The following is a 22,136-nucleotide window of genomic DNA, read 5'->3' on the forward strand; positions in this document are numbered from 1 at the left end:
GTGGGGGTTCACATCGTGCCGATCGGCACATTCTCTTGGGGAGTTTCATGAAAGAACGTGTTCAGGGCTGCGTCACCGCGGGTGTGGCGCTGGTGGGCGCAGGCGTGATGGCCGTTTCGCCGGTCACGCCGCAGGCGCCCGAGGTCCTGAAAGCTCAGGTTGCGTTGGCCGCTGAGGCGGACAGGTACACACAGAGCGTTCCGGAGCTGTTCGCCCTGTCGGCCCAGCGCACCGCGTCCGGCCTGGCGGGGACGCCCCTCGGCGCGGTCGCGGCTGTGATCGCGCTGGCGCAGGGACAGGACGCCGCCGCGCTGGCGATCCTCGACGAGATCGTCGACGGTCCGCTGTGGGCGGCCGATCCGGCGATCTACGCCTTCGACGATCTACTTCCCGAGCCGATCGGTGGCGACGATCTCAACGACCCCACCACACCGGACGCTGACAGCGCGATCTCACAGTTCCGCGCGAACGTCCTCTACCAGGCACGCGAAGACATCAAAGAGGCCCTGGCCGACACGCTCGGCGTGGGCACGGCGACGCAGCCGACCGGCAACCAGGTCAGCGCCGTCTACGCCGCGGCCCGCCTGGCCGGCGGGTTCGCCGACTCCGCGGTTCGCACCGCGGGCAGCGCCGCGCTCGCACCGCTGGGCCTCATCGCGGTCGCCGAGGGACTGCAGAAGAGCCTCGACAGCGGCGACAACACGGACCTGTACCGGGCCCTGCAGGCCTACATCGACGGACCGAACTACGCGCTCGACCCGATCGTCTTCGCCGTCGACGACGTACTGCCACAGCCCACGGGCGGCGATCCGGCGACCGACCCCACCAAGATGGACGGCAGCGCGGTGTCGGACTTCCGCGCCGATGTGCTGCTGGCGCCGAGGGATGTCATCCGTGAGGCAGTCGCGGCGCCGCTGGGCGTCGACCCCGTCACCGGCGCGGAGGTCCAGAGCACCCAGACCGACGCGACCCTGAGGTCGGCGCAGAAGACGTCTGACGTCGAGGAGTCGCAGGCACCCGAGCAGGAGCGTCCCGCCAAGCGCTTCTTCAGCTCGCTGAAGGAGAACGCCGAGGAGGCTTCCGATCGGGCAGAGGAGCGCAGGGCCGAGCGGTCCGAGACCCGCGCCAAGCATCGCGCCGAGACGAAGAAGGCCTTCAGCGGCCTGCGTGACGCGGTGCGCGACGCGGTCACCCCGTCGAAGAAGAAGCCGGCGGCGGACAACGGCGGCGGTGAAACCGGGTAAGTCGGCGAGAGGAACCGGCCACGGCACCTGCCGTGGCCGGTTTTTCGTCGGCTAGTTGTGGGCCTTGGCCCGCGCCTTCGCGCGCGCACGCAGGCTGGCGGTCAGCTCCACCTTGCGCACCCGGACGATCTCCGGTGTGACCTCTACGCACTCGTCCTCGGCACAGAACTCCATGGCCTGTTCGAGGCCGAGTTCCAGCGGGCGGGCCAGCGTCTCCATGACGTCGGCCGTGGAGGACCGCATGTTGGTCAGCTTCTTCTCCCGGGTCACATTGATGTCGAGGTCCTCGGCGCGCGGATTGATGCCGACGACCTGACCCTCGTAGGTGTCATCGCCCGGTTCGACGAAGAACTGCCCACGGTCGGAGAGTTGGATCATCGCGAACGGCGTCACCGATCCCGTGCGGTCCGACACCAGCGACCCGGTGTGCCGGGCGCGGATCTCCCCCGCCCACGGCCGGTAGCCGTCGAACACCGCGTTGGCGATACCGGTGCCGCGGGTGAGCGTCAGGAAGTCGGTCCGGAAGCCGATCAGCCCGCGGCTGGGCACGATGAAGTCCATCCGGACCCAGCCCGCCGCGTGGTTGGCCATCTCCTCCATGCGGCCCTTGCGGGCGGCCATCAACTGCGTGATGGCCCCGACGAACTCCTCGGGGCAGTCGATCGTCATCGCCTCGAACGGCTCGTGCAGCTTGCCGTCGATCGTGCGCGTGACCACCTGCGGCTTGCCGACCGTCAGCTCGAAGCCCTCGCGGCGCATCTGCTCGACGAGCACGGCCAGCGCGAGCTCGCCTCGGCCCTGCACCTCCCAGGCGTCGGGGCGGCCGATGTCGACGACCTTGATCGACACGTTGCCGATGAGTTCGCGGTCCAGCCGGTCGCGCACCATCCGGGCGGTGAGCTTGTGCCCCTTCACCTTTCCGGCCAGCGGCGAGGTGTTGGTGCCGATCGTCACCGAGATCGCCGGCTCGTCGACGGTGATCCGCGGCAGCGCGTGGGCGTGCTCGGGATCGGCCAGCGTGTCGCCGATCATGATCTCGGGCAGGCCGGCGACCGCCACGATGTCACCGGCGATGGCCTCGTCCGTCGGATTGCGTTCGACGCCGACAGTGGCCAGCAACTCGGTGATCTTGGCGTTGGTGACCACCGGCACGCCGTCGACCTCACGCATCCACGCCACCTGCTGACCCTTGCGCAGCTTGCCCTTGTAGATGCGGATCAGTGCGAGCCTGCCGAGGAAGGCCGACGCGTCGAGGTTGGTCACCAGCGCCTGCAGCGGTGCCTCGGGATCGCCCTGCGGCGGCGGAATGTGTTGCAGCAGAACGTCGAAAAGCGGGTCGAGATTCTCACCCTCGGGGTTCCCGCCGTTGGCCGGCTCGACGGTGCTCGCGATGCCCGCCCGGCCCGAGGCGTACAGCGTCGGCAGGCCGAGTGCGAACTCCGCCGCCTTCTGCGCCTCCTCGTCGAGGTCCGACGCGACGTCGAGCAGCAGGTCGTGACTCTCGGAGACGACCTCCGCGATGCGCGCGTCCGGACGGTCGGTCTTGTTCACCACCACGATCACCGGCAGGTGCGCACCGAGCGCCTTGCGCAGCACGAAGCGGGTCTGCGGCAGCGGCCCCTCCGAGGCGTCGACGAGCAGCAGCACACCGTCGACCATGGACAGGCCGCGTTCGACCTCACCACCGAAGTCGGCGTGGCCGGGCGTGTCGATCACGTTGATGACCGTCATCCCGCCGTCGGCGTGGTGGCGGTGCACCGCGGTGTTCTTGGCCAGGATGGTGATGCCCTTTTCCTTCTCCAGGTCACCGGAGTCCATCAGCCGTTCGATCGCGTCGTCACCGCGGTGCGTCAACGCACCGGACTGCCGCAGCATCGCGTCCACGAGGGTCGTCTTGCCGTGGTCGACGTGGGCGACGATGGCGACGTTCCGAAAATCCACGTCGCTCAGTGTGGCAGCGCTTGACAGCGATCGCGAAATGCAGCAAGGCAGGTCACACCGCCCGCGCAGGCCGTGGCACAGTGGGTAACCGCATTACCACCACGATCGCGACCGGCAGGGATCCCCAATACGTGACGACGTCCAAGTACGCCGACCTCAGGCCGAAGAAGAAATGCTGCCGCAGCAAGCCGCGCTGCAAGCGCTGCCCGCTGGTCCTGCATCGCGTCCACAAGGCCGAACTCAACGGCATCCGCGGCAAGGAACTGGAGAAGGTGTTCAAGCGCGCCCGTAAGCACTGACCTGCGAGTATCGTCGATGACAGCCGTCGAAAGGCGTCATTCCGGCGGCCGGAGGTACACCATGTCGGTCTACGAGGTGCTCACCGTCACCCTGATCGTCGTGCTGGCAAGCGCCACCGTCATCGCGCTCTACGTCGGGATGATGAACTGGTTCCGTGCGGCCTACGTCGTGCGGTGCGCCGCTTGTCACCACCTGACGGTCTCGTCGGCGAACGAGCCGCAACAGTCCTGCCCACACTGCCGCCACCCGGTGCTGCTGCACCCGGTGCACGCGGTGCACCACCCGCGCAGCGTGCGCCAGTTGCGGGTGGTCGGCGACCGCCTGCGCTACTGAGGCGGGGCATCAGGAGCAGTGCGGCCGGCAGGAAGCAGACCGCACCGCTGAACGTGCCTGCGCCCGGCGAAGAAAGCACGTCACCGATCGGGCATCGGCTCCAGCGGCCCGGGTGACCCCAGCGCGACGGCCAGGTCGGGCAGCCATGCCCGATCGGCGGGCACCCACGACAGGTCGTCGAGCTGTGCGGCGCCGACCCACCGCAACGCGCGGTGGTCGTTGGGCGCCAGCACGCCGCCCGCCTGGGTGACGAGGTACGCCCGCAACAGCATCGAGTCGGTCAGCGCGACGTCGGCGCCGAGCCTGGCGCCCACCGTCACCTCGATGCCGAGTTCCTCACGGAGCTCACGGATCAGCGCCGCGGCATCGCTCTCCCCCGGCGCCGCCTTGCCACCCGGCAGCTCCCACAGCCCGGCCAGTTCGGGCGGCCTGGCGCGCTGCGCGACCAGCAGGGACGTGCCCGAGATCAGTGCACCCGCAACGACGATCTGCCCGCTCATCGCCGCCGACGGTATACCGTCGATCGCATGGCTGTGTTAACGGACGAGCAAGTCGACGCCGCACTGCCCGACCTCAACGGCTGGCAGCGCGCCGACGGAGCACTTCGGCGGTCGGTCGAGTTCCCCGCATTCCTCGACGGCATCGACGCCGTGCGGCGGGTGGGCGAGCACGCCGAGGCGAAAGACCATCACCCCGACATCGACATCCGTTGGCGGACAGTCACTTTCGCCTTGGTCACCCACTCCGAGGGTGGCATCACGGAGAAGGACGTGGAGATGGCTCGCGATATCGACGGGATCGTCGACCAGTCGTAGCGATCCAGGCCAGGGTCGCCAGGGTCGCGACGATGTAGATCAGGCCCGCCCAGGCCAGGTACCAGGGCCTGCCGATCTCCCAGATGGTCGGCTGGGCGAAGCTGAGCAACCACGGCACGCCGATCAGGGTGAGCGCGAGCCAGCCCCAGCCCAGGATCCGCGCACCCGGCAGGTCGCTGCGCGGGCCGTGCAGCAGCCAGATCATCAGCGGCAGCACCCACACCCAGTGATGCGTCCACGAGATCGGTGACAGCAGTAGGCCGAACAGTTCCACCACCACGATCGCGCCGAGGCGGTCGGCACTGCCGCCGATCGCCCGCCACGCCAGCACCGCCAGTACCGCGGTCAGCACAATTCCGGCCACCACAGCCGGTCCGTAGCCGGCGTCGTGTCCGAGGATTCGTGAGATCCCGCCGCGCCAGGACTGATTGAACGACGTCCCGATCGGCCCCACCCGATCGGCGTCACCGAGCAGTTCGGTGAAGTAGCGCCGGGTCTGATCGCCGACGACGAGCGCCGCGACCCCGATGGTGCCGGCGAAGACGACCGCGGAGAACACCACGGCGCCCCACCGGCGGGCGCCGACGAGGTACAGGCCTGCGACCGCGGGCGTGAGCTTCACCCCGGCGGCCAGTCCGACGAGCAGACCCGAGAGCCACCACCGGGTGGAGAGCACCGCGTAGAGCACCGCGAGCACCAGCAGGACGTTGACCTGTCCGTAGTCGAAGGTGCTGCGCAGCGGTTCGAGCCAGATGCCCACCGCCGTCCACAACATCGCGATCCGCCGGTCGCCTGGAGCGCCGCCCGAGAGCAGGCGCTGACTGACCCGCACCACGCCGTAGAGCGCGGCGATGATGCCGACCTGCCACGCGAATGCCACCAGGCCGAACGGCAGCAGGTGCATCGGGTAGAAGACGATCGCGGCGAACGGCGGATAGGTGAACGGCAGCGGGAAGTCCGGCGTCTGATCGGCGTAGACGTAGTCGTAGAGCGTGCCGGGTCGGTCGAGCGCGCCGGCGCCGCCGACATAGACGTGCAGGTCGACGAAGTTCGCGCCGTTGGCCGCCAGGTAGGTCCAGGCGAAGCGGGCGGCGACGCTCAGCACCAGCAACACGGGTGCCGCAACCGCGAGTCGCGTGGCGAGCGGGCGGTGCTTCGGCCCCGGACGGGCAGCGGGTGAGGCGTCTATGCCGACGACTTTAGACATCGGCCCCCGAGTAACCGATTACCTACACCTCAGTCACGGTTGCATAAATGCCACACGTGTCACTTGAGTAACACCAGTAACTCCGTAGCTTCGGGTGCAGGCCTGCTGACAACCGATTGGGAGAATCATGAAGTTCACCAGAAAAGCGTTCGCCACCAGCGTTATTGCCGCCGCGGGCGCCCTTCCGCTCGCGCTGGCGTTCAGTGCAGTCGCCACGGCGCAGCCGGCCGCCCCGGCGCCCGTCCCGGCGGTGCCGGGCCTCGAGCAACTCGCCAACGCGCCGCAGATGCTGCAGGGCTTCGCCTCGGCTCTGACGGGCACCCCGGCCGCGCCGGTCACCCCGCCGCCCACCGCCAGCGCGCAGCTGACGCTGCCGCAGACGCCCACCGCGCCCGCCGCGACGGCACCCGCGGCGACGTCCCCGCTTCCGGGGATGCCCGCCACCAGGCCCGCAGCGGCGGCGCAGCCCGCAAGCGGACCTGCCGGGGCACTGCCGTCGGCGGACATCAACATCCCGCAGGTGCCGGGCATGCCGGTGCCGCTGCCGCAGAAGATCTCGCTGCCCGGTGACCTCGGCGGGCTGGCGTCCCTGATGCCCGGCGGCTCGCCGCTGGCCAACCTCGCGCCGAAGGCCGCCCCGGCCGTGCCCGCAATCGCGGCCGCGCCCGCAATCGCGGCCGCGCCGGTGGCAGCGGCCGCACCTGCGGCGCCGGTCCTGCCCGCAGGTCCCGCGGCTGCGGCGGCGATGTTCCCCGTCTCCGCCCTGCCCTGATCACGCCCCACCACACCGTCTAGGAGTGCCATGTCACGGATCAGGACACTGCTCGCCGCAGCGGCCGCGGTCGGCTCGTCGGCCGCCCTGCTGCTGAGCAGCGGAACAGCCAACGCCCAGCCCGCTCCCCCGCTGCCGATCGACGCGTTGCAGGCGCCCGGCCTGCCGGCGATGGAGAGCCTCGGGCCGGCCATCCAGCAGGCGGCGGCCGACCCGAACAACGCCGTGTCGATGCTGATGGCGGCCGCTGCGGCATTCGCCGGAAACTCGTCGGCACCGCCTGATTCGCGCAATGTGGCGACCGCGGTCAATCAGTTCGTGGCCGAACCGGTTGCCCATGTCCCGGCGGCAGGGGCGCTCCCGGGCACCGAGGCGCATCTGCCTGCCGGCGTCGATCCCGCGCATGCAGTCGGTCCGGCACCCGAGGCCGCGCCGGACGCCGCTGCGCTGGCGGCGCCCGTGCCGGCTCCTGAGGCGGCCCCGGCTCCGGCTCCCGAGGCGGCTGCACCGGCACCGGCTCCGGCTCCTGAGGCGGCTGCACCTGCCCCCGCTCCCGAGGGAGCCGCGCCGGCTCCGGCGCCCGCACCGGGCGGCGCGCCGACGTTCAGCCCGGACAGCCCGCCGACACAGGACTTCATGTATCCCTCGATCAGCAACGGGTGCACGAAGGACGGCGGAAACGTTCTGGCGACGGCGATCTCGGTGGCGGGGCCGGCGAAGATCCCGACGCCGGGACCGCGCCCGGGGCAGACCGCCTACGTGTTCACCGCGGTCGGCACGCCCGGTCCCGCGGCCGAGCAGGCGTTGCCGCTCAATGTCACATGGGTCAACCTGACCACCGGCAAGTCCGGGAGTGCGACGCTCAAGCCGCACGCCGACATCAACCCGCAGGGGCCGACGACGATGACGGCGATCGCCGACACCGGGTCGGGCAGCATCATGTCGACGATCTTCGGTCAGATCACCACCACCGAGAAGCAGTGCCAGTTCATGCCGACCATCGGGTCGACGGTCGTGCCCTGACCTGTTACGCGAAAACGAATTCCCGGTCGTCAGGCGTGTACCGCCCGACGGCCGGGAATTCCGTTTATCGGGTGGGTCAGTAGGCCATGAAGAGGATGGCGTCGCGGTCGTAGTCGCGACCGGGATGCGCCTCGCTGAGGTGGGCCTGAGCCTTCTCGACCAGGTCGTCCTCGTCCTTACCGGTGATGGCTTCCCCGCACGGGCAACTCAGATGTGTCTTCATGGGTCCATTCTGCACACATGCGTCACCGGGCATGTCGGGATACGCCGACGCCGAAACTGCGCCCAGGGCTGCCGGGCGCCACGCCTGACGACCCTGTACGCAGTCTCGCGGCCGGGTCACAGCCCACGCTCGCCCAGCCACCCGTCGATCCGCTCCGCGACGTCCGCCCAGCCCGGCTCGAGCATCATGTTGTGCGCCATGCCCGGGAAGATCTCCGCCTCGGTGCCGTAGGCGCGCGCAGTCGACTCCACCTCGGCCACCGTGAAACACCGGTCGTTCTCCCCGCCGAGCACCAGCATCGGGGCCGTCACGCGCTCCGGTCGACACTTGTCCCATCCGAGTGTGTCGAGGGTGAGTCGCCCCACCAGTTCCTCACCGAGCCGCGCGGCGTAGCGCGCGACGTCCGCTTCGGGCAGCGACGCCGAGAAGAACATCTCGCGGGCCCGCGTCGCCGTACCGACCGACTGTCTACCCCGCAGCGTCACCCCGGCCGCCTGCACCGGGTGGTGACGCCAGAGCCGTCCCATGTATCCGACGATGCCCGACACCGGCATCGACGCGACCAACACACCGGCCTGCGCATGATGGGTTTCGAGGTACTTCTGCACGACGGCGCCGCCGAGAGAGTGTCCGATCAGGACCGGCTCGGACCCCAACTCATCGGCCACCGCGGCGACGTCCTCGACGAAGTGGGCCAGTGCGCAGGAGCGCGGCCGCGGATGAGTGCGGCTACCTCCGTGGCCACGCAGACTGACTGCCAGTGTGCGGTAACCGCGCTCGGCGAAGAAGTCGAGAAAGTGCTCGTCCCAGCACCACGCGGCGTGCCATGATCCGTGGACGAACAGCAGCGGCGCCGGGTGCCCCGACGTGCAGCCGCCCTTGTCGATCACCTCGAGCCCCTCGACCATGCCCATTCTCGGAGAATTGCACGAAGCTCCGGCGTCCCGTGCGTATTCGACTACTCGAAGTTCAGGCCTTCGCGGCCTTGGCCGCCGCCTTGGCCTGCTTCTTGTACGAACGCACCCGCTCGAGCGATCCGGCGTCGGTGACGTCGGCGACCGACATGTGCGAACCCGCCTTGCCGTAGTCACCCGCCGCCGCGCGCCAGCCCTGCGGCGTCACTCCGTACTGCTTGCCGAGCAGCGCCAGGAAGATGCGCGCCTTCTGATCGCCGAACCCGGGCAGTGCCTTCAGCCGGCGCGCCACCTCGGTGCCGTCGGGATCGCCGTCGGTCCACAACGCCGCGGTGTTGCCGTCGTACTGGTCGACGATCACCTGGGCCAGCGCCTGGATGCGCTTGGCCATCGAGCCCGGGAACCGGTGCACCGCAGGGCGTTCGGCGCACAACGCGGCGAACGCCTCCTCGTCGTACTCGGCGACCTGGCGGGCGTCGAGACCGCCGAGCCGGTCGGCGAGCTTCTTCGGCCCGGCGAACGCGACCTCCATCGGGATCTGTTGATCGAGCAGCATCCCGACCAGCAGGGCGAACGGGTTGTCCTCCAGCAGAGCATCGGCCGCCGGATCCTGAACCAGCTGCAGTTTCGGCACGGGCTGTCCAATCTTTCGGGGCGCACAAGGCATGAGCAGGTGGGAAACAACGTATCCGTCGAGCCGGCGAGTGGCTGCCGGCGGCAGTCAATCTCTTCTCGAGACGCCTCTGCGTGCGGCGTCTGTGAGCGATGGGCATGCCCTACGCCGGTTTCGCCGATGCCCATTGCTTCGACACCTCGACGGCGTGGTGATCAAGGTTACGGTGCGTCGGAATCGCTGTATCGCGCATAAACCGAGCGGTAACCGCGACGACGGGCAAGCGGTGCCAAGGCTGCGCCCAACCCTCTTGAGGCCATTCCTGCAACTCCCGGCAGGCCGATGTCTTCGCGATACTCGTGCGCTATCAGGACCATCTGGAGAAAAGTGGGCAACTGTGTCCTCGAGCTGAACTTCCCGTCGCTGGCCAGGCCGAAGTAAGTCTCGAAGAATGTCTCCATTCTCAGTGCCGGGCGCAGTGTCACCGCGACTGTGGCCGAATCGCTGAACGGGTTGCCCCAGACATGGTCCGCACCGCGGGGAACGACCACCAATTCGCCGGCTTCGGCTACCCGAGTCGTGCCTGCGGTCTTGATCTGCACACGGCCCGAAACAATTTCGAACCGCTCCTCTGCCCGCGGGTGGACATGCGGGCGAGGCAGGAAGCCACCCGCTGCCATTTCGATGCTGAGCTTGAGAAACGTTCCGCCCGTTGTCGCAGCAGTTTCGAGGAAGGTCAACCGCTCGCCTGTGAGCGGGTGCTCGATCGTGTCTCCGACATGCGCCATTCGAACCACCCCGTCCCCTCGCGGACCACAAGTCTCACCCGCCGCGCCTCGAGATGTCAGGAAAAGAACGATTCCACTGACTCGCGTGCGAATCGAATTCGATTCATTGGTCCTGCTGACCCGCGTTCAGTGGCCATTCAGCGAACGGGTTGTCCTCCAGCAGAGCATCGGCCGCCGGATCCTGAACCAGCTGCAGTTTCGGCACCGCGCCGGTCTAAGGTGACCAGAGGCTGGTGAGGTGAGATGTCTGGCGAGCTCGCTTTGGTGCTGGCGGCGGTCCTGCTGCTGGCGGCGGTCGCCGCCGCGGTCGCGGTGGTGCGCACCCGCCGCGTCGTGGCCACTCCGACCGAACGCGCGGTGCACGCAGCCCTGCACACCGCGTCGCTGGCGGCCCGCGCCCTGCGACAGGGCCTCGACACCGAATCCGCACAGACGTCGGCGCCGTTCCTGCGCGGCCTGACCGGTGCCGACGGCGTGGCGCTGTTCGGCCGCGACGGCGATCTGCTGGCCCGCGATCCCGCCGACGAGCCGGTCTGGACGGCCGATGTGGTCGAGGACTGCGAACGCACGGCGGCGCAGTCCATCTCCGGAGAGCGCCGGGTGCTCGAGGCCGGCCGGACGTCGGCGGTGGTGGCCCAGCCACTCCTGGCGGAAGACGGCGACGTGCTGGGCGTCCTGGTCGTGGTCACCACCCGCACGCCGGGCCCGGGCCTGCTGGGCGCTGTCGGAGAGGTCGCCCGGTATGCGGCCAGTCAGCTCGAACTCGCCGAACTCGATGCGTCGCGGGCCCGGCTCGACCGCGCCGAGGTGCTCGCGCTGCGCGCCCAGATCAGCCCGCACTTCATCTACAACGCGCTCAACACCATCGCCTCGTTCGTGCGCACCGATCCCGACCGGGCCCGTGAGCTGATCCTCGAGTTCGCCGACTTCACCCGCTACTCGTTCCGCGCGGCGGGCCCGTACACCACGCTCGCAGAGGAGCTCCGCAACATCGACCGGTACCTGACGCTCGAGCGGGCCCGGTTCGGCACCGCGCTGGACGTCCGCCTGCAGGTGGCCCCGGAGGTGCTCAACGTCGTCGTGCCGTTCCTTGCCCTGCAGCCGCTGGTGGAGAATGCGGTGCGGCACGGCCTGGTCGGGCAGGCCGGCGGCTCGGTGGAGATCATCGCCCGCGACGAAGGGTCGGACTGCGTCATCACCATCGAAGACGACGGCGCCGGAATGGATCCCGCCGCGCTGCGGGCCGGATCGGGCGACGCCCTGAACGCCGCCGCCAGCGAGTCCGCGCACGTCGGCCTGACGAATGTGGACCATCGGCTGCGGGCCGCGTTCGGCAACGATTACGGTCTGGTGGTCGAAACCGCGATCGGTGCGGGCACCAAGGTGATGATGCGGGTGCCCAAGTTCCGCTCCGGGGTCCGGGCCAGCGGAGGTGCGTTCGGGTGAGGGTCAGATGACCGGCCTGACGGTGCTCGCCGTCGACGACGAGGCGCCCGCCCGCGACGAACTGGTCTATCTGCTGAGCCGCCATCCCGGCATCGCCCACGTGCACAGCGCCGCCGACGCCGCCTCGGCGTTGCGGGAACTCAACCAGCGCACCATCGACGCGATCTTCCTCGACATCAACATGCCCGGCCTGTCCGGCATCGAACTCGCCGGTGTGCTCGCCAACTTCGCCCACCGCCCGGCGGTCGTGTTCGTCACCGCCCACGAGGACAAGGCGGTCGCCGCCTTCGACGTCGGCGCCGTCGACTACCTGCTCAAGCCGATCCGCGAGCAACGGCTCGACGAGGCGGTGCGCCGCGTCTCCGCCGCGCGGTCGGTCGAACCTGCGCCCGCTGAGACCGTGCCGGCGCCCGACTCCGACGTCATCCCCGCCGAGGTCGGGGGCGTCACCCATCTGGTGCCGCGGGAGAGCATCGGCTGGGTGGAAGCGGACGGCGATTACGCGCGGCTGCACTCGGCGTCCGGCTCGCACCTGGTCCGGATCCCCCTGAGTACTCTCGAAACACATTGGCGCAACTACGGATTCCAGCGCATTCACCGCTCCTACCTGGTGGCACTGCGGCTGGTGACCGGTCTGCGCACCGCCGACGGCGCGGTGCTGGTGCGACTGCGCGCCAACGGCGCGTCGCCCGCTGTCGAACTGCCGGTGAGCCGGCGCCAGGCCCGGGAACTGCGTGACCGTGTGGTGCGCGACCCCATGCGGCACCTCAAACCGGCCGGTGGCGATGACTAGCGGCGGCCAACCCGACCGGCCGCAGCGCGAGCGCGTCGTACTGGCCCACCGCCGCGGCGCACGCATGGTGCGTACCCGCGTCGAGGTGCAGGAGCAGACCCAGGTCGGCGACGCCCTGGTGCGCGGCCTGGTGCGCGCGCAACTGGGCCTGGCCCTGCGGCTGGCCGCCGTGGTGCTGTGCGCGGTCACCGCGATCGTCGTGGTGAACAGCGCGTTCCCCGGCTTCGCCGACATCGACGTGGCCGGTGTCCGGGCCAACTGGCTGATCCTGGCGGCGCTGGCCTATCCGCTGCTGTACGGCGTCGGCCGCCTTTACGTGCGGCTCGCCGAACAGGCCGAGCGGGATTTCGTGCGCGTCGTCGACAGCGAACCGTGACCGGCTCCCCGCTGACCGCGGCCGCGCTGCTCGCCTCGGCGCTGGCAACCATCGCGATCGGTGCGTACGGAGTCCGGTTCTCGCGCACCACCTCCGACTTCCTCGTCGCGTCGCGCAGCGTCGGCTCCCAGTGGAACGCCGCTGCCATCTCCGGCGAATATCTCTCGGCCGCATCGTTTCTCGGCGTCGCCGGTCTGATCGCCAAGTACGGCGCCGACGCGCTGTGGTATCCCGTCGGCTTCACCGCCGGTTACCTCGGGCTGCTGCTGTTCGTGGCGGCGCCGCTGCGCCGCTCGGGCGCCTACACGGTGCCCGACTTCGCCGAGTTCCGCCTGGGGTCGGCCCGGTTGCGCAAGGTGGCGATGCTCACCGTCGTCGTCATCTGCGTGTTCTACCTGGCGCCGCAGTATCAGGGCGCCGGGCTGGCGTTGAAAACGCTTCTCGGCGTTCCCGTCTGGATCGGCCCGTTGGCCGTCGGCGCGATCGTCGTCACCAATGTGGTCGCCGGTGGCATGCGGTCGATCACCTTCGTCCAGGCGTTCCAGTACTGGTTGAAGCTGACCGCCGTCGCGGTCCCCGCCCTGGCACTGACCGGGTTGTTCTTCAGCGGCGGCGGGGAACTCGGCGGGCCGCTGCCACCGACCGTGCAGCAGGACACCACCGTCGCGATCGAGACCGACGTGGTGGTGCAGGTCGCCGCACCGGCCGGGATCACTGTCACCGGAACCCTCGACGGGACCCCGGTGGCCGACGCCGGCATCGGCGCGACGGGCGAGCACACACTCGGCGCGGGCAGCACGCTGAGTCTCGCCGCCGGAACGGCCACGCCCGTTGTCGCAGGCACCCCCGGCGCGGGCTCGGAATGGCTCGCGTCCGGCGGCGGCCTGGGCGGCGATCATCCGCTGTACCAGGTGGTGTCGATCATCATCGCGACATTCCTGGGGACCATGGGCCTCCCGCACGTGCTGGTGCGTTTCTACACCAACCCCGACGGCCGGGCGGCGCGCAGAACCGCGCTGGCGGTGATCGCACTGCTGTCGCTGTTCTATCTCTTCCCGACCCTGCTCGGGGTGTTCTCCCGGTTGTACGTGCCGCAGCTGCTCATCACCGGCACCGCCGACGCCGCCGTGCTGCTCGCCCCTGGCGCGGCGGTCGGCGGGGTGGGCGGGCAACTACTCGCAGCGCTGGTGGCGGCCGGGGCGATCGCCGCCTTCCTGGCGACGTCGTCGGGCCTGCTGGTCAGCATCGCCGGTGCCCTGGCCACCGACGTGTTGCGCGGCCGGGTGCGTGACTTCCGGGTGGCCGCCCTGGTCGGCGGTGTCATCCCGATCCCGTTGTCGCTCATCACCTCCGGCCTGGAACTGTCACGCAGCGTCGGCCTCGCGTTCGCGGTGGCCGCTTCCACGCTGTGCCCCCTGTTGGTGCTGGGCATCTGGTGGCGTGGACTGACCGCACTCGGGGCCGCCTGCGGGCTGGTGGTCGGCGGGCTGGTGTCCGGGACGGCGGTCACCCTCGCGATCACCGGCGCCGTCGACGAGCGGGCGCTGGCAGGCTGGCCTGCGGTGGTGACCGGCTATCCCGCTGCCGTGAGCGTGCCGTTGGCCTTCGCGACGATGATCGTCGTCAGCCTGTGCGACCGCCGCGGCGCACCGCGCGACGTCGCACAGATCTTCGCCCGTATGCACGTCCCCGAACGACTCGGGATGGGCATCGAACGAGTGCCTCGAGGCTGAGCTCCTGGCAGCGCGCCGTTCGTCGTGGCCGATCGACCGCTCACCGCAGCCGACCACGTCCTTGCCGTGTGACCTGCGGGAAAGGTGGGTATGTGACCCACATCTCAGCTAGCTTCGCCGATGAGCCGGTTCACACACACGAGGTCAGGAGTCACCGTGCCCGAGACCATGCCCTCGGATCCCGCGGCCGCCATCAGCGGCCAGCGGTATCTCGAGGTCCAAGCCAGTCCGGAATTCCAGGAGCTGCGAAGCAGGCTGCGCCGCTTCGTGTTCCCGATGACCGCGTTCTTCCTCGTCTGGTACGGCCTCTATGTCGTGCTCGGCGCCTTCGCACACGACTTCATGGCCATCCAGGTGTGGGGCAACATCAACGTCGGGCTGATCGTCGGCCTCGGGCAGTTCCTCACCACCTTCCTGATCACCGGGCTGTACGTCCGCTTCGCCAACCGGGAACTCGACCCGCGCGCCACGAAGATCCGCACCGAACTGGAAGGTGAGCTCACGTGAGCGTCCTGGCCGCCGAGACGGTGGGCAACACCGCCGCCAACATCGGCATCTTCGCGCTGTTCGTGGTGATCACGCTGATCGTGGTGATCCGGGCCAGCCGCAACAACCGGACCGCCGACCAGTTCTTCACCGGTGGCCGCGGATTCTCCGGGCCGCAGAACGGCATCGCGATCGCCGGCGACTACCTGTCGGCCGCAAGCTTCCTCGGCATCGCAGGCGCCATCGCCGTCTACGGCTACGACGGCTTCCTCTACTCGATCGGCTTCCTGGTGGCCTGGCTGGTGGCCCTGCTGCTGGTGGCCGAATTGCTGCGCAACACCGGCAAATTCACCATGGCCGACGTGCTGAGCTTCCGGCTCAAGCAGCGGCCGGTCCGGGTGGCGGCCGCGACGACGACGCTGACCGTGTCGCTGTTCTACCTGCTGGCCCAGATGGCCGGTGCGGGTGGGCTCGTCGCCCTGCTGCTGAACGTCACGAGCAAGAGCGGCCAAGCCGTGGTGATCGCCGTGGTCGGTCTGCTGATGATCGTCTACGTACTCGTCGGCGGCATGAAGGGCACCACCTGGGTGCAGATCATCAAGGCGGTGCTGCTGATCACCGGCGCGGGTCTGATGACGGTCATGGTGTTCGTCAAGTTCGGCCTGAACTTCTCCGAGATCCTCGGCTCGGCACAGACCGCCATCTCCGGCGCCACCACCGAGGGTGTCGCCAGTCGCGACGTGCTCGCCCCGGGCGCGCAGTACGGCGGATCGCTGACGAGTCAGATCAACTTCATCTCACTCGCGCTCGCGCTGGTGCTCGGCACCGCGGGCCTGCCGCACGTGCTGATGCGGTTCTACACCGTGCCGACGGCCAAAGAGGCCCGCCGGTCGGTGGTCTGGGCGATCGCCCTCATCGGCGCGTTCTACCTGTTCACTCTCGCGCTGGGCTACGGGGCGGCGGCCATCGTCGGACCCGACCGCATCCTCGGCGCCCCCGGCGGGGTCAACTCCGCCGCTCCGCTGCTGGCGTTCGAACTGGGCGGGGTGATCCTGCTCGGTGTCATCTCGGCGGTCGCCTTCGCGACCATCCTCGCCGTGGTGGCCGGACTGACGATCACCGCGTCGGCCTCCTTCGCCCACGACATCTACGCGTCGGTACTCAAGGCGCACAAGGTGACCGAAGCCGAACAGGTGAAGGTCTCGCGTATCACGGCCGTGGTGCTCGGCGTGGTCGCGATCGGCCTCGGCATCCTCGCCAACGGCCAGAACGTGGCGTTCCTGGTGGCGCTCGCCTTCGCCGTCGCCGCGGCGGCCAATCTGCCGACCATCGTGTACTCGCTCTACTGGCGCCGGTTCAACACCCGCGGCGCGCTGTGGAGCATGTACGGCGGCCTCCTCTCGACGATCGTGTTGATCGTGTTCTCCCCCGCCGTGTCGGGGTCGAAGACGGCCATGATCCCGGGCGTCGACTTCGCCTTCTTCCCGCTGGCCAACCCCGGCATCGTGTCGATCCCGCTGGCGTTCATCCTCGGCATCGTCGGCACCTACACCTCGCCCGACGACGAGAACCGCGAGGTCGCCGCTGAGATGGAGGTGCGGTCGCTCACCGGCATCGGCGCGGAGAAGGCCGTGTCGCACTGACCACGAACGGAATAACCGGGGCCGCCGGCGTCGCTGTCATCAGATATGTCTGACAACGCGCCGGCGGCCTCGTCCCCCGCCACCGACTCCCGGCAGGCGGTCAGCCGCTTCGCCCTCCCGTTGCTGGCGTACGCCTTCGCCGCGATCATGGTCGGCACCACGCTGCCGACGCCGATGTACGCGCTCTACGCCGAGCGCATGCATTTCGCGGTGCTCACCACCACGGTCATCTACGCCACCTACGCCGGCGGCGTGCTCTTCGCGCTGCTGGCGTTCGGCCGCTGGTCCGACGCGATCGGCCGAGGCCCGATGCTGCTCGCGGGCGTGGCGTTCGCGGTGGTGAGCGCGATGGTGTTCCTGGTGGCCGATTCGGTGCCGGTGCTGCTGGTGGGCCGGGTGCTGTCCGGACTGTCGGCGGGCATCTTCACCGGCACCGCGACCGCGGCGGTTATCGAGGCCGCCCCGCCGAGCTGGCGCGACCGGGCGGCCGCGGTGGCCACCGTCGCCAACATCGGCGGCCTCGGCCTCGGCCCGCTGCTGGCCGGGTTGCTCGTGCAGTACGCCCCGCAACCGCTGCATCTGGCATTCGTGGTGCACATCGCGATGGCCGCACTCGCCGCGATCGCGGTGTTCGTGGTGCCGGAGACCTCGAGCCGCGCCGGACGGATCGGTGTGCAGCGGCTGTCGGTGCCCCCGGAGACCCGCGCGGTCTTCGTCGTCGCCGCGCTGGCGGCGTTCGCCGGATTCGCCGTCACCGGATTGTTCACCGCGGTCGCGCCGTCGTTCCTGGCCGGCGTGGTGGGCATCGACAACCACGCGGTCGCCGGAGCCATCGCGTGCTCGATCTTCGCGGCCTCCGCGGTGGCCCAGGTGGTGGCCCGCCGGACCGCACCGCAGCGGGCCGTCGCGCTCGGCTGCGTGATCCTGTTCGCCGGCATGGTCATACTCGCTGTCGCGCTGGCCACTTCGTCACTGCCGGGACTGCTCGCCGCCGCGGTGGTGTCCGGTGTCGGTCAGGGCATCAGCTTCAGCCGCGGGCTGGCCGCCGTCGCTGAGCGCACGCCGCCGGATCGCCGCGCGGAAGTCAGCTCCACGTATTTCGTGGTCGCCTACATCGCCATCTCGGTTCCCGTAGTGGGCGAGGGCCTGGCGGCTCAGCATCTCGGATTGCGCACCGCGGGCGTGAGTTTCGCGATCGCGGTGGCGATACTGGCCGCGGTCTGCTTGCTCGCGATCCTCGCCCAGGAGCGACGGATGAGGGTGAGCACCGCCGCCGGCTGATACACCGTCACGGGTAGGGCAGCGGGGCGCCGTCCCGTTGTGCGAGCAGGATCGTCATCACCTGGATGTCCTGTGCCTGCTCGCTGATCATCACGGCGGCCGCTCGGCGTACCGCGTCGGTGTCGGTGTGGCGCACGGCGTGTGACGCCATGTCGATCCCACCCTGGTGGTGGCGCACCATGAGTTGCAGGAAGAGCACCTCGTTGTCGCGTCCGGTGCTGCGCTGCAGCCGGGTGAGGTCGGCGGGTGAGGCCATCCCCGGCATCGCCGTCGCCGCGTCACCCGGATGGTGGTGCTCGTCGTGGCCCATCCACGCCATCGGGGTGGCGGCGGCAGGCGGTGCGTCGACGAGCTGGAGCCAGCCGGTCATCTGACCGATCTCGGTGAGCTGGGTGAAGCGGATCTGCTCGGCGAGTGCGCGCACATCGGGCCCGGCGTCACGGACGAGCATGTCGGACATGGTGACCGCCTGTTGGTGATGGCTCGACATGTCCTGGGCGAAACCGGTGTCGACAGCCGTCATCAGCGGCGGGCGCGGCGGTGGCTCGCGATATGCGAGCGCGATCGCACCGCCGAGCACTCCCGCGGCGAGCAGCGCCACGATCCGCACCACGACCGTCCGCGTCATCGCGGCGGGTACACGGCGGGGTCGAGCCGCAACGCCATGAAGCCGTTGTCCGAGCAGGACACGAAGAGCGTGTTGCCGCGGAACTCCGGCGGCGACATGCACCAGTCGGCCGACAGGTCGAGCCCGATGATGCGGCCGTCCCGGATGATGTCGTTGCCGTTGATCTGCCCGTTGAGGATCGCCTGGGCGATGGCGACCGCACTGCTGGCAGGCGGCACGATGATGCCGCCGAACCGGACGTGCTGCGAGTTGGGCAGCCGGTCGTTCTTGCCGGTCTGCGCCGGCGGGTTGAAATAGGCGATCTCCCTGATGTTCTCGGGATCACGGACGTCGAAGACCCGGATGCCGGACTGGGTCCATCCGCACGCGAGCGCCTGCGGATTCTCCCGCCGGTCCACCGCGCAGTAGTGCGACTCGTAGCCGAAGGCACCGCTGCTGGAGGCGGTCGCGGCCCACGTGTCGAGGTTCTGCGGCAGGTTGATCTCGAGCTTGACGGTGTTCTTCAGCCGGAGGTCCGCAGGGTTCGCGGCGTCGAAGACCTTGACACCACCGGACCCGAACTCGTCGACGTTGAACAGGTACGGTGTGCCGCCATAGGTCACGTAGATGCTGTGCTGGCTGATCAGCCCGTCACGCCAGTGCTTGTATCCACGCAGCGGCAGCATCTGGTGCATAGTGGTGCCGGGCGCCACGCGATCCTGGATCGCCGAGGTGTCCAGGATGTTGAGGCCCTGGGCGGTGGACATGTACATGGTGTCACCGTCGGGACTGAACTCCATTCCGTGGCTGGCGAATCCGGCGGGCGCACTCCACACCACCGCCGGGTTCGCGGGGTCGACGAGGTCGACCGCGCTGGCCCACATCTGCCCCGAGGCCCAGTAGGTGTTCCCGTCGGGCGAGAAGCCCCCTTCGTGGGTCAGCATCGGGATCCGCACACCGGGCAGCGAACCGCGCCCGAGGTTCAGCAGGCGCGGGTGCGCGCAGTCGGTGGCGATGTCGTAGATCGAGATGTAGCCGAGCCCCATCACGAAGGGCACTCCGGTGCCGGCAAGCAGGCCACGGGCTTCGTTGACCTTCAGCGATTCCCAGGTGCCGTTCACCATGGCCGGTTCGCTGAGCATCGCGGTCGGTCGCGGATTGGCCGGATCGGAGACGTCGAGCACCTGCACGCCCTGGGTGTGGGGGAACGTCGATCCGATGTAGACGCAGTTCTTGTACGACGCGCTGGTCCACCCGGCCCCCGGTCCCTGGAACTGGCCGAGCAGATCGATGTTGCAGTGGTAGCCCTCGGTGCTGCGGCGGGAGTCACGATCGGCGAGCGGCACCTCGCCCTGCAAGCCGGTCTCGGGACGGTCTCCGAGCCGGCAGTTGGCCGTGGGCACCGCCGTCGGCCAGATGTCCTTCGCCTCGTCGAAGTCCGGCGGCAGCGTCGCCCAGGCGTTCGTCCCGCCGACGGCGACCAGCATCAGCAGCACCGTCACCACGACGAGGACACGGTCGAGCACCCTCCCGCCGATCCGGTGCCCATCCCCCGCCGGCGCACATCTCCCCATGACCGGAACGTAACATTCTCTAATCTATTAGAGAATGAAATGTGAATAATGGATATCTGTCGCGAGCGACAATTGGCACGCCGGGCGGCGACGTACAGGCCGGACGGGACGGGCCTGCAATAGACTCGAAAACATCGCCACACGCAGGAAGTACGACGCACCGCAGCGCCGGAGGGATCTCGCCGACGCGGGTATCACCCTGCTGGGCACTGACGGTTCGCGTGGTCTGAGTCATCCGCGGGTGGACCGCCATGCCGGTGTTCCCGCGGGCACCACGTCGTTCTATTTCCGCACCCGCAAAGCACTTTTGCAGGCGATCGGGAATCGCATCACCGAGCTCGATGTCGCCGATCTGTCGATGATGGCGGAGTTGGGGCATGACGAAGCCGGCGGCTACTCGGGCACCCTTGGACTCGCCCAGTTGGTGATGCTGTCGAGCACCGAGCCGTATCTGACGCGGACCCGGGCACGATTCGAGATCGTGCTGAGCGCCCGCCAGGACCCTGAGCTCGACGAGACGTTCCGGAATTACGGCATGCGCTTCTATGCCCTGGCGCGCGACGTCATCGCGCAGTGGTACGACGACCCCCACGTGCCCGACACCGTGATCGAGGAGCGGGCCGTCACCGTGCTGACGTTCATCAGCGGTGTGATGACGAGCTTCGTCAACGGCTACTCCGTCGTCTCCGACGCCGCACACCTCGACCGGCTGATCCGCCAGATGTTGCGCAGCAGCGACCTCGCGTGACGATCAGGCCAGGAAACGACTGACGTAGGGCGCGAAGCGCTCTCGCAGCTCCTCCTCGTCGATACCGAAGTCACGCCACGACGTCGAGATCCGGCCCAGCCGGCCCCGCTGGTGTCCGTCGAGGTAGCCGGCCATCGCCGCCCGCGCGTCGTCGGTCAGCGGTTCGTCGGCCAGCCGGTACACCGCCTCGGCGACGCTCATCTCGTCGGCCATGAAATCGTCGAACCGGACGTCGATCGAGCGGTCCGGTCCGAGCAGGTCGCGGTCCCGGATCAGCGCGGCGAGCATGCGCTCGAGCCGGTCGATCCACATCGCCGCCGTGTCCCGCACCGGCACCGGATCGCGGTGCATCCGTGCCGAATACGTGATCATCGCGATCATCGACAGCGCCACCGGCAGCGGGTCGCGGTGCGTGCACACCACCACTGCGCCCGGAAAGACCCGATCGAGCACCGGCAGCTGCTCGAGGTGCTGCGGCGACTTGAGCAGCCAGCGCCGGCCGCCGCGCAGGAACTGCATCGCCTTCAGCTGCGTGGCGAGGTAGCGGTAGTGCGGCGCCTGATCGTGGCCCTGGTAGTGGTCGCGCCAGCGCGGCACGTCGGCCAGCGTCTCGAACAGCATCGTGGAGAAGTCGTTGGCCAGCAGCTGGATCTCCTCGTGCACATGATCGGTGGTCATCTCGTGCATCAACCGGAAGTGCGGCATGACGACGTCCATCACGCTCACAGCGGCGTCCATCCGCAGCCTGCGGGGATCGGGCTCGACGCCCTGCTCACCCGGCATCGGGAACGGCTCGACGCTCTCCCAGTACGGCATCGTCCGGAAAGTGGTCGGCGCGGCCAGCAGATTGTGCAGATGGGTGGTGCCGGTCCGCGGCAGACCGGCGATCACGACCGGCGGAAGGAGTTCGATCTGGTGGATCTCGGGATGGCGGGCCAGCAGGTCGGTGAGTAGTAGCCGGTTCTTCAGCAGCTGCACCAGCATGACGTGGAAGTTGACCACGCCGGGGTCGTGCAGTCCGGAGATTTCCTGCAGCGCAGTGAGAAACACATCGAGACGGTCGCGGTAGTCATCGGCGCCGAAGTCGTGGAGCCCGGTTTCCGCACTGGCCTTGGCGTGCAGCGCGGCCGCGTCCAGCGGGCAGTCCGCGGCCATCATCGCCATCATGTCGCGGATCTGCTGCGCGTCGGCACTGAACTGCGGGTGCGCAAGATCGCCGAGCTCGACGACTGCGGCTGTGGTGTCGGTCACAGCGACTTATGTTACTCTGAGTTTC

At 69.1% G+C, this 22,136-nt stretch carries 24 protein-coding genes and 1 pseudogene; 14 read left to right on the forward strand and 11 right to left on the reverse strand.

Annotated elements, in window-relative coordinates:
• The first annotated feature begins 47 nt into the window (after positions 1 to 47).
• Positions 48 to 1,244, forward strand: coding sequence for a hypothetical protein (locus AB0K11_RS07655; RefSeq protein WP_364974298.1), 1,197 nt, complete (start codon positions 48 to 50; stop codon positions 1,242 to 1,244).
• Between the two features lie 51 nt (positions 1,245 to 1,295).
• Here the strand turns inward: AB0K11_RS07655 and typA are convergent, their stop codons facing one another.
• On the reverse strand, positions 1,296 to 3,185 hold the full coding sequence (gene typA / locus AB0K11_RS07660) for a translational GTPase TypA (RefSeq protein ID WP_364974301.1): 1,890 nt from the start codon (positions 3,183 to 3,185) through the stop codon (positions 1,296 to 1,298).
• 131 nt (positions 3,186 to 3,316) lie between these two features.
• On the opposite strand from typA, the gene AB0K11_RS07665 reads away from it, so the two are divergent.
• Both AB0K11_RS07665 and AB0K11_RS07670 read left to right on the forward strand, forming a co-directional pair.
• Positions 3,317 to 3,484 (forward strand): hypothetical protein, encoded by a 168-nt coding sequence (locus AB0K11_RS07665; RefSeq protein WP_264014649.1) that lies wholly within the window; start codon positions 3,317 to 3,319, stop codon positions 3,482 to 3,484.
• Positions 3,485 to 3,545: 61 nt separating this feature from the next.
• On the forward strand, positions 3,546 to 3,818 hold the full coding sequence (locus tag AB0K11_RS07670) for a hypothetical protein (RefSeq protein ID WP_364976669.1): 273 nt from the start codon (positions 3,546 to 3,548) through the stop codon (positions 3,816 to 3,818).
• Positions 3,819 to 3,898: 80 nt separating this feature from the next.
• Here AB0K11_RS07670 and AB0K11_RS07675 read toward each other — a convergent pair whose 3' ends face one another.
• Entirely contained in the window at positions 3,899 to 4,318 is a 420-nt protein-coding gene (locus AB0K11_RS07675; protein WP_364974303.1) for an NUDIX domain-containing protein, read from the reverse strand.
• 27 nt (positions 4,319 to 4,345) lie between these two features.
• On the opposite strand from AB0K11_RS07675, the gene AB0K11_RS07680 reads away from it, so the two are divergent.
• A complete protein-coding gene (locus tag AB0K11_RS07680; protein WP_364974305.1) occupies positions 4,346 to 4,633 on the forward strand; it encodes a 4a-hydroxytetrahydrobiopterin dehydratase in 288 nt (95 codons plus the stop codon).
• Here AB0K11_RS07680 and AB0K11_RS07685 read toward each other — a convergent pair.
• Entirely contained in the window at positions 4,575 to 5,840 is a 1,266-nt protein-coding gene (locus AB0K11_RS07685; protein ID WP_364974307.1) for a mannosyltransferase, read from the reverse strand. The genes AB0K11_RS07680 and AB0K11_RS07685 overlap by 59 nt on opposite strands.
• Positions 5,841 to 5,967: 127 nt before the next feature.
• Here AB0K11_RS07685 and AB0K11_RS07690 point away from each other — a divergent pair, with 127 nt between their 5' ends.
• Together AB0K11_RS07690 and AB0K11_RS07695 are read left to right on the forward strand one after the other, a co-directional pair.
• The gene (locus AB0K11_RS07690; protein ID WP_364974309.1) at positions 5,968 to 6,612 is read left to right on the forward strand and encodes a hypothetical protein; all 645 of its coding nucleotides are present in this window, start codon (positions 5,968 to 5,970) and stop codon (positions 6,610 to 6,612) included.
• Between the two features lie 30 nt (positions 6,613 to 6,642).
• Complete coding sequence (locus AB0K11_RS07695; protein ID WP_364974312.1) at positions 6,643 to 7,635, forward strand: hypothetical protein; 993 nt, start codon at positions 6,643 to 6,645, stop codon at positions 7,633 to 7,635.
• A 76-nt stretch (positions 7,636 to 7,711) separates the two neighbouring features.
• On the opposite strand, the gene AB0K11_RS07700 is transcribed toward AB0K11_RS07695, so the two are convergent.
• The 5 genes and pseudogenes from AB0K11_RS07700 to AB0K11_RS07720 form a co-directional block, all read right to left on the reverse strand.
• Complete coding sequence (locus AB0K11_RS07700) at positions 7,712 to 7,858, reverse strand: DUF1059 domain-containing protein (protein ID WP_264011275.1); 147 nt, start codon at positions 7,856 to 7,858, stop codon at positions 7,712 to 7,714.
• Between the two features lie 116 nt (positions 7,859 to 7,974).
• The gene (locus AB0K11_RS07705; protein WP_364976671.1) at positions 7,975 to 8,766 is read right to left on the reverse strand and encodes an alpha/beta hydrolase; all 792 of its coding nucleotides are present in this window, start codon (positions 8,764 to 8,766) and stop codon (positions 7,975 to 7,977) included.
• A 61-nt stretch (positions 8,767 to 8,827) separates the two neighbouring features.
• A complete protein-coding gene (locus AB0K11_RS07710) occupies positions 8,828 to 9,406 on the reverse strand; it encodes an HhH-GPD-type base excision DNA repair protein (protein WP_364974315.1) in 579 nt (192 codons plus the stop codon).
• A 200-nt stretch (positions 9,407 to 9,606) separates the two neighbouring features.
• On the reverse strand, positions 9,607 to 10,173 hold the full coding sequence (locus AB0K11_RS07715) for a cupin domain-containing protein (RefSeq protein WP_364974318.1): 567 nt from the start codon (positions 10,171 to 10,173) through the stop codon (positions 9,607 to 9,609).
• Between the two features lie 139 nt (positions 10,174 to 10,312).
• A pseudogene (locus AB0K11_RS07720) lies at positions 10,313 to 10,378 on the reverse strand (Fe-S cluster assembly protein HesB); the annotation flags it as partial.
• 38 nt (positions 10,379 to 10,416) lie between these two features.
• Here AB0K11_RS07720 and AB0K11_RS07725 point away from each other — a divergent pair.
• From AB0K11_RS07725 to AB0K11_RS07755, 7 genes are all read left to right on the forward strand, one after another.
• The gene (locus AB0K11_RS07725; protein ID WP_364974320.1) at positions 10,417 to 11,619 is read left to right on the forward strand and encodes a histidine kinase; all 1,203 of its coding nucleotides are present in this window, start codon (positions 10,417 to 10,419) and stop codon (positions 11,617 to 11,619) included.
• Positions 11,620 to 11,626: 7 nt separating this feature from the next.
• Entirely contained in the window at positions 11,627 to 12,412 is a 786-nt protein-coding gene (locus tag AB0K11_RS07730; protein WP_364974323.1) for a LytTR family DNA-binding domain-containing protein, read from the forward strand.
• Entirely contained in the window at positions 12,405 to 12,788 is a 384-nt protein-coding gene (locus AB0K11_RS07735) for a hypothetical protein (RefSeq protein ID WP_364976673.1), read from the forward strand. The genes AB0K11_RS07730 and AB0K11_RS07735 overlap by 8 nt, the downstream gene beginning before the upstream one ends.
• Entirely contained in the window at positions 12,785 to 14,521 is a 1,737-nt protein-coding gene (locus tag AB0K11_RS07740; protein ID WP_364974325.1) for a cation acetate symporter, read from the forward strand. Before AB0K11_RS07735 ends, AB0K11_RS07740 begins: the two co-directional genes overlap by 4 nt.
• Before the next feature lie 168 nt (positions 14,522 to 14,689).
• On the forward strand, positions 14,690 to 15,028 hold the full coding sequence (locus AB0K11_RS07745) for a DUF485 domain-containing protein (RefSeq protein WP_364976675.1): 339 nt from the start codon (positions 14,690 to 14,692) through the stop codon (positions 15,026 to 15,028).
• The gene (locus tag AB0K11_RS07750; protein ID WP_364974328.1) at positions 15,025 to 16,650 is read left to right on the forward strand and encodes a cation acetate symporter; all 1,626 of its coding nucleotides are present in this window, start codon (positions 15,025 to 15,027) and stop codon (positions 16,648 to 16,650) included. Before AB0K11_RS07745 ends, AB0K11_RS07750 begins: the two co-directional genes overlap by 4 nt.
• A 45-nt stretch (positions 16,651 to 16,695) precedes the next feature.
• A complete protein-coding gene (locus AB0K11_RS07755; RefSeq protein WP_364974330.1) occupies positions 16,696 to 17,931 on the forward strand; it encodes an MFS transporter in 1,236 nt (411 codons plus the stop codon).
• A 7-nt stretch (positions 17,932 to 17,938) separates the two neighbouring features.
• Here AB0K11_RS07755 and AB0K11_RS07760 read toward each other — a convergent pair whose 3' ends face one another.
• Together AB0K11_RS07760 and AB0K11_RS07765 are read right to left on the reverse strand one after the other, a co-directional pair.
• Positions 17,939 to 18,559, reverse strand: a complete 621-nt coding sequence (locus AB0K11_RS07760) for a DUF305 domain-containing protein (RefSeq protein ID WP_364974332.1) — start codon at positions 18,557 to 18,559, stop codon at positions 17,939 to 17,941.
• On the reverse strand, positions 18,556 to 20,112 hold the full coding sequence (locus AB0K11_RS07765; RefSeq protein WP_364974335.1) for a hypothetical protein: 1,557 nt from the start codon (positions 20,110 to 20,112) through the stop codon (positions 18,556 to 18,558). Before AB0K11_RS07765 ends, AB0K11_RS07760 begins: the two co-directional genes overlap by 4 nt.
• 199 nt (positions 20,113 to 20,311) lie before the next feature.
• On the opposite strand from AB0K11_RS07765, the gene AB0K11_RS07770 reads away from it, so the two are divergent.
• A complete protein-coding gene (locus tag AB0K11_RS07770; RefSeq protein WP_364976677.1) occupies positions 20,312 to 20,860 on the forward strand; it encodes a TetR family transcriptional regulator in 549 nt (182 codons plus the stop codon).
• Positions 20,861 to 20,863: 3 nt separating this feature from the next.
• Here AB0K11_RS07770 and AB0K11_RS07775 read toward each other — a convergent pair whose 3' ends face one another.
• Entirely contained in the window at positions 20,864 to 22,111 is a 1,248-nt protein-coding gene (locus AB0K11_RS07775) for a sulfotransferase (RefSeq protein ID WP_364974337.1), read from the reverse strand.
• Between the last annotated feature and the right edge of the window lie 25 nt (positions 22,112 to 22,136).

Origin of the sequence: Mycobacterium sp. NPDC050551, assembly GCF_040674075.1 — a bacterium.
In the GTDB taxonomy this organism is placed as follows: Bacteria; Actinomycetota; Actinomycetes; order Mycobacteriales; family Mycobacteriaceae; genus Mycobacterium.